This is a genomic window from Patescibacteria group bacterium (assembly GCA_040387855.1).
Lineage (GTDB): Bacteria > Patescibacteriota > Minisyncoccia > Phycocordibacterales > JAKAEA01 > JAZKCY01.
Map to the genome: position 1 here is coordinate 131979 of JAZKCY010000001.1, position 11306 is coordinate 143284.

The 11306-nt window shown below is 38.3% G+C and carries 14 protein-coding genes; 9 read left to right on the top strand and 5 right to left on the bottom strand.

Translation table 11 applies throughout. The features are described 5' to 3' along the window. Positions 1 to 26 precede the first annotated feature (26 nt). From V4519_00780 to V4519_00810, 7 genes are all read left to right on the top strand, one after another. Positions 27 to 617 (top strand): nucleoside monophosphate kinase, encoded by a 591-nt coding sequence (locus V4519_00780; GenBank protein ID MES2436525.1) that lies wholly within the window; start codon positions 27 to 29, stop codon positions 615 to 617. 6 nt (positions 618 to 623) lie between these two features. Continuing rightward, positions 624 to 1394: a type I methionyl aminopeptidase gene (gene map, locus V4519_00785; protein MES2436526.1), complete on the top strand. Its 771-nt coding sequence runs from the start codon at positions 624 to 626 to the stop codon at positions 1392 to 1394. A gap of 42 nt (positions 1395 to 1436) precedes the next feature. Further along, entirely contained in the window at positions 1437 to 4214 is a 2778-nt protein-coding gene (locus tag V4519_00790; GenBank protein ID MES2436527.1) for a DUF87 domain-containing protein, read from the top strand. A 7-nt stretch (positions 4215 to 4221) separates the two neighbouring features. Beyond that, on the top strand, positions 4222 to 4827 hold the full coding sequence (locus tag V4519_00795; protein MES2436528.1) for a nucleoside-diphosphate kinase: 606 nt from the start codon (positions 4222 to 4224) through the stop codon (positions 4825 to 4827). Between the two features lie 278 nt (positions 4828 to 5105). Continuing rightward, complete coding sequence (locus V4519_00800) at positions 5106 to 5519, top strand: hypothetical protein (protein MES2436529.1); 414 nt, start codon at positions 5106 to 5108, stop codon at positions 5517 to 5519. Continuing rightward, positions 5495 to 6886, top strand: a complete 1392-nt coding sequence (locus tag V4519_00805) for an MBL fold metallo-hydrolase (protein ID MES2436530.1) — start codon at positions 5495 to 5497, stop codon at positions 6884 to 6886. The genes V4519_00800 and V4519_00805 overlap by 25 nt, the downstream gene beginning before the upstream one ends. Positions 6887 to 6936: 50 nt before the next feature. Further along, complete coding sequence (locus V4519_00810) at positions 6937 to 7374, top strand: hypothetical protein (GenBank protein MES2436531.1); 438 nt, start codon at positions 6937 to 6939, stop codon at positions 7372 to 7374. Between the two features lie 71 nt (positions 7375 to 7445). Here V4519_00810 and rplT read toward each other — a convergent pair whose 3' ends face one another. The 3 genes from rplT to infC all read right to left on the bottom strand — a co-directional run bounded on the left by rplT (position 7446) and on the right by infC (position 8574). Continuing rightward, positions 7446 to 7787, bottom strand: a complete 342-nt coding sequence (gene rplT / locus V4519_00815; GenBank protein MES2436532.1) for a 50S ribosomal protein L20 — start codon at positions 7785 to 7787, stop codon at positions 7446 to 7448. Between the two features lie 11 nt (positions 7788 to 7798). Then, entirely contained in the window at positions 7799 to 7987 is a 189-nt protein-coding gene (locus tag V4519_00820; GenBank protein MES2436533.1) for a 50S ribosomal protein L35, read from the bottom strand. A 74-nt stretch (positions 7988 to 8061) separates the two neighbouring features. After that, positions 8062 to 8574: a translation initiation factor IF-3 gene (gene infC, locus V4519_00825; GenBank protein ID MES2436534.1), complete on the bottom strand. Its 513-nt coding sequence runs from the start codon at positions 8572 to 8574 to the stop codon at positions 8062 to 8064. A gap of 92 nt (positions 8575 to 8666) precedes the next feature. Between infC and V4519_00830 the strand changes: the two genes are divergently transcribed. Further along, positions 8667 to 9809: a HAMP domain-containing sensor histidine kinase gene (locus tag V4519_00830; protein MES2436535.1), complete on the top strand. Its 1143-nt coding sequence runs from the start codon at positions 8667 to 8669 to the stop codon at positions 9807 to 9809. On the opposite strand, the gene V4519_00835 is transcribed toward V4519_00830, so the two are convergent. Then, the gene (locus V4519_00835; protein ID MES2436536.1) at positions 9806 to 10177 is read right to left on the bottom strand and encodes a response regulator; all 372 of its coding nucleotides are present in this window, start codon (positions 10175 to 10177) and stop codon (positions 9806 to 9808) included. The genes V4519_00830 and V4519_00835 overlap by 4 nt on opposite strands. A 73-nt stretch (positions 10178 to 10250) precedes the next feature. On the opposite strand from V4519_00835, the gene V4519_00840 reads away from it, so the two are divergent. Next, positions 10251 to 10619 (top strand): YggT family protein, encoded by a 369-nt coding sequence (locus tag V4519_00840; protein ID MES2436537.1) that lies wholly within the window; start codon positions 10251 to 10253, stop codon positions 10617 to 10619. Positions 10620 to 10623: 4 nt separating this feature from the next. Here the strand turns inward: V4519_00840 and V4519_00845 are convergent, their stop codons facing one another. Continuing rightward, complete coding sequence (locus tag V4519_00845; GenBank protein MES2436538.1) at positions 10624 to 11304, bottom strand: histidine phosphatase family protein; 681 nt, start codon at positions 11302 to 11304, stop codon at positions 10624 to 10626. Positions 11305 to 11306: the final 2 nt, after the last annotated feature.

The following is an 11306-nucleotide window of genomic DNA, read 5'->3' on the forward strand; positions in this document are numbered from 1 at the left end:
ATGAGGTTTTTTGTTATACTAAGAATATGACACCCCAAACATTTTTATTTTTTGGCCGATCAGGATCTGGAAAGGGAACACAGGCTAAACTTCTTATAGATTATTTAAAAAAGAAAACACCAGAAACTCAAGTAGAATATATAGAAACTGGAAGTAAACTCCGAGAATTTTCAAACGAAGTAGGCCTAACTGCAAAGATGACATCTGATATTATGAAAGTGGGGGGACTTCTACCTTCATTCATTCCAATCTGGATTTGGACTAACTACTTTGTGCGCTATATGGATGGATCAGAACATCTCATTCTCGATGGTCTTTCACGACGGGCGTATGAAGCACCTATTCTTGATGATGCCCTTAAGTTTTATAAGCGTGAAAAACCTTTTGTGCTTCTCATTGATGTGCCTCGAGACTGGGCAAAGGATCACTTATTACATCGAGGACGATCAGACGACACACAGAAAGATATTGATTCACGACTTGATTGGTATGACTCAAATGTATTACCAACAGTAGAGTACTTCAAAAACAATGAGTATTATACGTTTATTACTATTAATGGTAATCAGAGTATTGAAGACGTGCATAAACAGATCCTAGAAAAAACTGGGATGTAAGCTTATATGATTACTATTAAGTCTCAAAAAGAAATAGAAATTTTACGAGAGGGAGGTAAGCGCCTTGCCTCTATTCTTGCTGAAGTTGTAAAAGAAGTAAAGGCTGGTGTATCAACAGATTATTTAAATACTTTTGCTGAGAATCTTATTAAAAAAGGTGGAGATAAATCTGCATTTTTAAACTACAAACCAAAAGGTGCCGACCGACCATTTCCTGCAAGTTTGTGTGTGTCAGTAAATGACGAAGTTGTGCACGGTATTCCAAATGAAAAGCCTAAAGTTTTGGAGGAGGGGGATGTAGTGAGCCTTGATCTTGGCTTGATTCATAAAAAGATGTTTACCGATCATGCAGTAACGGTTGCTGTAGGTAAACCTTCAAAAGATGTACAAAAGCTAATTACAATTACTAAGGAGGGCCTCATGATGGGCATCAAAGCCGCAAAACCGGGCAAGACGACAGGGGATATTGGTTTTGCTATTGAGTCACATGCCAACCCTCACAAACTCGGTATCGTAGAAGAATTGGCCGGACACGGTGTTGGTTATTCTGTACATGAAGAACCATTTGTTCCAAATTATGGACGCCCTGGAGAAGGAGTGCTTTTGAAACCAGGCATGGTGTTGGCTATTGAACCTATGTTTACGTTGGGAACAGCAGATATTGATTTCGACGATGATGGATATACAGTGCGAACATCTGATGGATCTATGGCAGCGCACTTTGAACATACTATTGTGATTACTGAAGATGGAGCTGAGATACTCACAACTTTGTAGTTTTTAAAATTTAAAAAAATGAAGCTGTGATATAATTTTCCTATGGAAAATCCAAATCTACTTCAACCAGAACAAAAATTTTCTTCACCTGAAGAAGAGTTAGCATATTTAAGAAATCAGGTAGCTGTGCGAGAGAGGGAACTCATGGCACGAGGTGCAGAAGTTACACGTGATGAAGTTATTTCAGATAAAGTAAAAGATTACAGCTATGCTCCCACACAAGCTGTGTTACACGAGACCCACAAAGCACCCGATACTTATATAGAAGACTTAGCCCTCAATCTCGCTCCTGAGACTCATGATTATAAAATTATAGAACTTGTAAAAATCCTTAAAGAAAAGGGGATTAAAAATGCTATGGATGTGGTGGCTGAAATGAATGATCCGCACGTTGAGGATGATTTTCATAGATTCTTAGTACAGTATGTTAAAAAAGGTTTAGTAATAGATGGATTGAAGCCGAAATCTGAATTGTTTAGAGAGCTTAATATGACACTCTATGAAGTGTCTCTTCCTGACTCAAAAGATCAGGAAAATAAAAGCATTAAAGAGCTTGTTTCATCGATGGAGCAGTTTTACTCAGGTATGATGGCTATTGAAGACCGTGATGATTCAGGCAGATATTTTTCTATTGAAATTGCCAACCCAAATCATAGTGAAGAATTTATTGTATATGTATCGGTGCCTGATACAAAAAAGAATTTGTTTGAAAAGCAAATCCTTTCACTGTTTCCATTGGCAAAGATCAAAGAAATTCCCGATGACTACAATATCTTTAATGAAGCAGGAGCAACGGTAGGATCAGTTGCAGAATTTGATTCGCATGCTGCATTACCTATCAAAACATACGAAACATTTGATCATGATCCAATGAACGTAGTGTTGAATACGTTTTCTAAAATTAAAAAAGACGGCGAAGGTGCCGCAATTCAGTTTATAATTCGACCGCCTGTTGCAGATGAATATGTAAAGCAATACAAAATGACCCTTGAGCAAGTACAAAAGGGGACAAAGCTTAAGGATGCACTTCCAAAATCTATAGCTAAAGAAGTGTTTGGCAGTTTTAAAGATGTGTTCTTCGGAAGTAAAAAAGATGAAGACAAAGATACATCAAAAACTGTTGATGAAAATGCAGTAGAGCAATTAAAGAATAAAATTTCTAGTCCAATTGCTGAAGTGAATATTCGTATTATTGCATCAGCACCTACTATTTCTGACGCAGATAAAATAATTTCGGACATTGAATCAAGTTTCCGTCAGGTGGAAAATACGCAAGGGAATAAACTTATCTTTAAGCGACAAAGTGGTAAAAAACTTATTGCAATGGCAAAAGATTTTTCATACCGAGCTTTTACTTCAGACCATTTACTACCTATAAACTTTAAGGAACTTACAACACTTTTTCACTTTCCAGGATCAACTATCAAATCATCTCCACAACTTAAGCAAAGTATGGCAGCATCAGCTCCTGCACCTATGGATATGCCTCAAGATGGAACATTACTTGGTGTAAATAGATTCCGAAATGTTGAGACTAAAGTATTCATGACTAAAGAAGATCGATTGCGACATATGTATGTGATCGGACAAACTGGAACTGGTAAATCAACTATCCTCAAGAATATGATTGCTCAAGATATTCTCCAGGGAGAGGGAGTATGTATGATTGACCCTCACGGCGTAGATATTTTGGATATTCTTTCTATTATTCCTCCAGAACGATATGAAGATATTATTTACTTTGATCCAAGTGATACAAAGCGACCAATGTCTCTCAACATGCTTGAGTATGATAGACGTTATCCAGAACAGAAGACATTCGTGGTCAACGAAATGATGTCTATTTTTAACAAGCTTTTCGATATGAAAACATCGGGAGGTCCAATGTTTGAACAGTACTTCCGAAATGCAACAATGCTTGTGATTGAAGACCCAGATACTGGTTCTACTCTTTTGGACGTATCTCGTGTACTTGCCGATAAAGCATATCGACAGCTGAAAATTGCGCGATGTAAAAATCCTATTGTTGTGCAATTCTGGAAAGAGATTGCCGAGAAGGCTGGAGGAGAAGCATCCCTTGGTAATATTGTGCCGTATATTACCTCTAAATTCGACGTATTCCTCTCAAACGACATCATGAGACCAATTGTGTCTCAGGAACAATCAAGCTTCAATTTTAGAGAGCTTATGGATACTAAGAAGATTCTCTTAGTGAACCTTGCCAAGGGACGACTTGGAGATATTAATGCCAATCTCATTGGTCTTATTATTGTGGGGAAAATCTTGATGGCCGCACTTTCACGAGCTGATTCACTTCATCTAAATCCAGCTCCGTTTTATCTTTATATCGACGAGTTCCAAAACGTAACTACCGATTCTATTTCAACTATTCTTTCTGAAGCTCGAAAGTACAAGCTTTCACTCAATGTTGCTCACCAATTTATCGCCCAACTAGATGAAGGTATTCGAGACTCCGTGTTTGGAAACGTAGGAAATATGGCGGTATATCGAGTGGGTGCAGATGATGCAGAATTTCTTGAAAAACAATTTGCTCCTGAATTTACTGCAAAAGATATTATGAATATTGAGAACTACCATGCATATCTCAAGATACTTGTTCGCGGAAAGCCGGTAAAACCTTTTGATATTAAGGCACAAGCATCTCCACAAGGTAAGAAAGATCATCTTGAAAAACTCAAAGAACTTTCAGGTTTGAAATATGGCCGTGATCGAGCAGATGTAGAGGCTGACATTATGCTTAAGTATAAAAAGCCAGATCCTGTGCCTCCAGTTGCACCAGCAGCAGCAACAAAGTTATAATCGGTACATGTCACATCCAAAATACGAACGAACACTTGTGGTTATTAAACCAGATGGTATCCAGCGATCATTGATAGGGGAGATTATTAAGCGATACGAACAAATTGGACTTAAATTAGTAGCCATGAAAATGATGATGGCTACGCCTGAGCATATTGAAGCTCATTATACCCTTGATCCAGAATGGCGACGTATTACTGGAGAGAAAACAATTAAAGGCTATAAAGATAAAGGTCTCACTCCACCAACTGAAGATCCATTGGAAGTGACCGGTGCACTTTTGGGAAAGCTTAAGACTTATATGACAGCAGGGCCACTTGTAGCCATGGTGTGGCAAGGCGCTCATGCGGTAAAAATAGTGAGAAAGATAACCGGTGGGACTGAACCACTAACCTCAGATGTAGGAACAATTCGAGGGGATTATGTGTTGGATTCATATCAAATGACTGATGCTGATGGCCGATCTATTAGAAATTTAATTCATGCATCAGGAACTCCAAAAGAAGCAGAAGAAGAAATCAAACACTGGTTTAATCCTGATGAAATCATGGATTATAAGCTTGTACAGGAACAAATTTTGTACGACATAAAGATGGGTGGAGTTTTAGAATAGAAACATATTTAATTCTTGTTGGTAAGTATTCAAGAAATTTTAAAAACTTATAATGAGTACAGGTCGCTCGGGATATTCATTCTTATTAAGTATTCTTTAGGGAGCCTAACATCGCTGCAATCTGGTGCGCCCTCGTCGCAAGACGTTGGTACCGAAGAATGTTAGCTGCAGGCACCCACTTAGCTTACCGCTAGGGTGAATACTCCCGGCGGCCTACTAAACATCTCATCCTTAGCTTTGCTCAGGATGGGATTTTTAGTTTCTGGTATAATAATCCTATGCAGCGATTGAATACTCTCATATTTCTGTTGATAGTCGTAGCAATTATTGCAACGCTGCATTTGGCTGGATTTGAGTTTCAGTTTTACTGGAGATTATATTGGTATGATCGTATTGTGCATACACTTTCAGGCTTTTGGGTAACATTTGTAACTCTTCAGTTTACTAAAAAGTATACCCAAGCTGATACCTTTAAGATTGCGAGTGTAGGATTGGCTGCTATTCTTATTATTGGTATTTTGTGGGAGTTTTTTGAATATGGAATTGGAGCAACCTCATTGAGCGATCTTCATTTTGTAAGTAATAGTATTGGAGATCTTATTTGTGATATTGCTGGTGGAATTATTGCCATTGTAATGAGTATTATTATTTTTCGCAGAGAACAATTATGGAACAACAAAAAGCTTTCTTAACGTTTGCCAGTGGAGTAGGCACCGTTACAGGAGCTAATTTTTTATTAGAGATAGAGACATCCACAGGAATAAAACGAATTGCTGTTGATTGTGGTCTTGAGCAGGGGAGTGAATTGGCAGATGCTCGAAATCGTGATCCATTTGCCTACGATCCAGCAACAGTAGATATCCTACTTATTACGCATGGCCATATTGATCATATTGGAAGAATTCCAAAGTTTGTTAAAGATGGCTTTAAAGGAGTTATCTATTCTACTCCTGCAACAAAAGATATTACATCAGTGATGCTTCCTGATGCGATGCGCCTCATGATGGAAAGTTCTCAGCGACATGGCGTTCTTCCGATGTATGAGCAAAAAGATTTAGAACAAGCAATGCGTCTTTGGAAAACAATTCCATATTACACAAACTTTGCACTTACTCCTGAAATAAATGTGTATCTTAAAGATTCAGGCCATATATTGGGTGCTGCGATGTTTGAGATTTCGCGAAAGGGAAGCGCTAAAAAAATAGTATTTACGGGAGATTTAGGAAATTCACCATCGCTCTTTTTGCGAGATACTGATCCAGTAACAGATGCTACGTATATGGTCATGGAATCTGTATATGGAGATCGCAATCATGAACCTAAAGAAGAGCGTAGAAATAAGTTTGCTGATATTATCCGAGATGTCATCCACCGCAAGCGCACTCTTATTATTCCAGCATTTTCGCTTGAGCGAACCCAAGATATTCTCTATGAACTTAATCACCTTATAGAACGCGAAAATATTGGAGATATAAAAGTATTTATTGATTCACCATTGGCTGCAAAGATTACGGGGATTTATAAGCTCTATAAAGATGATTTCAAAGATTCTGCTAAAAAGTATATTGCAGAAGGAGATGATTTGTTTGATTTCCCAAAACTTAAATTCACCTTACAAAAGCATGAATCAGAACGGTTAGATCATATTGCTGGGCCAAAGATTATTATTGCTGGTTCTGGAATGAGTAATGGAGGTCGTGTAGTGGGCCATGAACTTCACTATTTACCTGAGCATGACACAACACTGCTTTTGGTAGGGTATCAATCTGCAGGTACTTTGGGCCGACAAATTCATGATGGGGCGCGGCAAGTAACCATTGATGAACAGACTATTCGCATTAATGCTGAAGTAAAAAGCATTATGGGCTATTCATCTCATAAAGATTCTGATCACTTAATAGAGTTTGTAGAAAAAACTGCTGGGACAGTAAAGCAAGTATTTGTTGCTATGGGTGAACCAAAGTCAGCGCTGTTTTTAGTGCAGCGGTTAAGAGATTACTTAAATGTAAATGCAAAGTTCCCACGACAAGGGGAGAAGGTGGAACTTGATCTAAATTAATAGGAGCATATAATTACCTCATCGGTTTTAATCACTATAATTAGATATATATGGGAGCAGAATCAATGCCTTTAGGATCAAGTAAAGTTGAAATATCTCAGTATGATATGGATCATGCTCGAGAGAGAGTTATTGCGCTAATGTCTAATGGACCTATGTCTGGAGAACATTATGAAACAGAACCAGACGGGCTACCAATAGAAGCTCCAGTGATTAATGGTCCAAAGCATAAGGAAAGAATTGGAAAGATGCTTAATGAAGGTGAACCATTAACCTATGATTATACTGTAAGTGATGTGAGTACATTCCACCCGGGAGTTACTGCTGCAGCTGGAAAAGTACATATTGAAGTGAAGAGAGATGAATCAGGAACTGGACTTGAATATAAGTTCAGTTTAATTTCGAATGATCCAAAGACAGGTGAATTATTCACTATTGAAAATAATCTTAGTTTTGTAGACGCAGGAATTATTCCAGAAAATTACTAAGACTTTCTGAAAATACAGCTAAACAAAAACACTCTGATTTCTCAGGGTGTTTTTGTTTAAGAGGGAAGATATTACTTAGCCTTAGCTACGATTCTCTGGAATGTTTCTGGATGATCAGCTGCGATCTGTGAGAGAACCTTTCGATCTAGATTGATGTTAAGTTTCTTTAGAGCTCCCATGAACTTACTAAATGAACCTGCTTCACCAAGACCTGCATTGATTCGAACATTAAAGAGTCGTCGTGCGTCACCCTTCTTGTCTCGTCGGTGAGCAAATGCATAAGCTCCAGCATGTGAAATAGCTTCATATGCCTGCTTTTCTTTGGTTCCTCGTCCAAAGCGGTAGCCTTTTACCTGCTTTAATATATTTCGTCGTGTTTTAAGCGCATTAACGCCTTTCTTTACTCGTGACATGGTGGTGGATGTTAGTTACTGGTTGCAAGGAAACGAGACATAGCCTTATTCTTCATAACCATAGACATGGTTCGTCGCTTGTGCATTTGTGATCGTCGGCCTTCTTTTGCGTTAAAGTGGTTTTGACCGGCTTTTCGCATAACGAGTATACCGTTTTTGGTCACTTTTATTCGCTTTGTAAATGATTTGTTGGTCTTCATGGAATTGTTCTAACGTGACTAGTATACTCGCATAAAAGGCTTATTTAGTCAATATATAGGAGTATAGGGCTCTTTTACTTCTTTTCAATAACTACGGTTAGGCCTTTTGGGCTCTTTTTAGGAGAATCGGCAATCTTATATTCTTCAGTAATAAGATGGAGAACCCGTTCCATTCGCTCTTTGAGGAAGTTGAATTCCATAAACTTAGATCGTCCAGTAAGGAAGAGGTCGATCTTAATTCGATGGCCTTCTCGTAGCCATTCTGAGGCCTTTTTAGCCTTAAGATCAAGATCATGTTCACCAGTTCCTACCTTAACTTGAATATTTTTAGTCTCGGTAGTTTTAGACTTTGCTTTAGCTGCCTTCTGCTTTTTGTTTTCAGCATACTGGAACTTACCGTAGTCCATGATCTTTGCAATAGGAGGCTTTGCATTGGGGCTAATTTCAATAAGATCAAGTCCCGCTGAATTTGCCCGTTCCAATGCTTCTCGTGTTGAGATAACACCAAGATTCTCTCCCTGCTCACCAATAACCCGGAGTTCCGGGGATTGAATTTGGTGATTGATTCGTGTTCGTTGCGTACTCAGATGGGTAAGTGTTAATTAATAACGTTGGCATACTATAGCACAATTTATTTTGAGTGGCAATGAAGGAATGCTCTGTGATATACTCATGAGTAATGGAATCAGGGGAACAAAAAAAGCCTCGTAGTGAACTTAAACCATATTTTCACCGTGTGTCTTTTATAGAATCGATTGGAGTAAAGATCTTTTTTATGCTCCTGTGTTTCTCACTTGTTGTTGTAATTATTGTTATTGGATATTTCTCAGGTTTTTTTGAATCAGAAAAGAATCAGCTCCTTCAGGAGGTACTAAAGTTTCTTAATATAGAACTTGTACCTGTATTGCCTGTAATCATAATTCTTTCTGCGCTCATGGCGTTTTTCTTATCTCGCTATGTTACAAAGCCAATTCGAGATGCAATGCAGGCACTGACTTCAGTATCAGAAGGGCAGACTCACGTGGATATAGCATCTACAAGACAAGATGAATTAGGAAATCTCATTCTTATTTTGAATGCGACGCTTCGAAAACTCCGTGAAGCGCAACAGCATGCCGAAGATGTGTCTGATATGAAATCAAATTTTGTGACGGTAGCTGCCCACCAGCTTCGTACTCCTTCTACAGGTGTAAAATGGGCACTCGATATTCTTGCTCAGGATCAGAATATGAGCACTGACTCACGAAATCTGATTGATCAAAGTAAAGTTGCCGTAAATCAAATTGTTACGATTGTTAATGACCTTCTCAATTCTGCCAAAGAGGATAATCCAATTGATGGCTATTCGTTTAAGCCAATAAATATTATTGAACTTATCAATGCCTCGATTGCAGGAGAAACGTTGCGAGCGCGAGAGAAGAATGTCCAGATTGCTTTTCATAATACAACATACGAACAAGAGATCATGCTCAATCTTGATAAATCAAAGATTGGTATGGCTCTTACAAACCTTTTTGATAATGCCGTAAGATATAATCGGCCTAATGGTTTCGTTGAAATTACACTTACAAAAGATACTGATACTGTTGATATTTCTATAAAAGATAATGGAATTGGTATCCCACCAAATGAACAGGGGAGAATATTCTCACAGTTTTATCGGGCGGCCAATGCAGTTTCAGCAGAACCAAACGGTAGTGGTATTGGTCTGTTTATGACAAAAAATGCTGTTGAACAGCATCAAGGAAAAATTTGGTTTGAAACTGAAGAAGGTGTAGGTACAGTCTTCCACATTGTGTTACCCCTTCCTGCAAAGGCTTAAGCTACTGCTGAAATAATCTCTTCAGGAGTTACGTTCGCTTTAACAAAAAATTTAGAAGCTCCAAGAGCTATCGCTTTATCAATATCGCTTTGTTGGCCTAAATTTGAAACCATAATTACATTTATGGTTTTGGTCTTTGCATTTGTCTTGAGCTTTTCTAGAATTTCATAGCCATTCATTCCAGGAAGGAGGATATCAAGGAGAATTACTTCAGGCATTTCTCGTTCTGCAATAGCTAATGCTTCGGTTCCTTCTTTAGCTGAAAAGAGTTTATAACCTTTAGCTGCAAGTCGCTGTGCAAGAAGTGATTGTAAAAATGGATCATCCTCTACGAGAAGCACTTTTTTTAATGAATTTGCAGTTTCCATGGGTAAATATATTAGTAGTAATATTGTAGCATGCTCTGTAAGAACAGCAATTCTCATTCGTTATAGAAGAGATATGGAATATGTAACAACATCAGACGCACGAGTTCGGCCGTTATATCGAGGTACACAAGTGGTTTGGTATATCTTAAATGTACTTGAAGCGCTATTGCTATTCAGATTTGTACTTAAATTATTGGGAGCAAATGCTGCTGCAGGTTTTACAAGCTTTATTTACTCATTATCGTACCCGTTTGTCGCACCATTTTTAAATGTATTTCGAGTATCAAAAGTAGCAGGCTCAACATTTGAATGGACAACATTGCTTGCTATGTTTGTATATTGGCTCATTGCATGGGCAATTGTACGACTTATTGTCATGAACAAGCCTGTCACAACAAATGAAGCTCGATCTAAGCTCAATAAGCAAGACGTAGAAGTATAATTAATTAAATAGTGTGACTTTGGATCCCTCGTTCATGAGTGTGATCATTCCAAGAAATCAGCTTCCAACGCTGATTTTTTGGTGGTCCAAACCAGCCTCGCTCATATTGACATATAGTTACCCCTGCATTACTTGCTCCGTTTTGGAAACTCATCACATTGTATGATGACGCATTAAGGTCATCTCCATAAAGCATATATGCAATGAGCATACGGAGAAATATTCCGTGTGTGAGCACAAGAATATTTTTCTCACGTCGTTTGCCAAGGTAAGAGAGTGCTTTACGTGCGCGTTCTTTAAGATCTAAGAAATTTTCTTCATCAGAAAATCTAAATTCATCGCTATGATAGGCTTTATCTATAGTGTCTACAATTCGGCGTACTGCAGGGTCTTCCACGGATTTACCAATAATTTCAGATGGATTACGTCGTTCTTTGAGAAGCTCGACAAATTCTAGGTTTCTAGGAGGTTGAAATGACTGATTAATAATAGCTGCCGTCTCTCGTGTGCGTTCATAGGGACTCACAAGAATAACATCAATAGGAAGATGACAAAGACTTTGTCCTGCTGCTTGTGCTTGAGCTTTGCCTTTTTCACTAAGCCCGCCATCAGATCCCTGACGGATGCCTTTTGAATTTAGTAAGCTCTCTCCATGTCGTACAAAGTAAAATGTTTTTTGTCGCATTA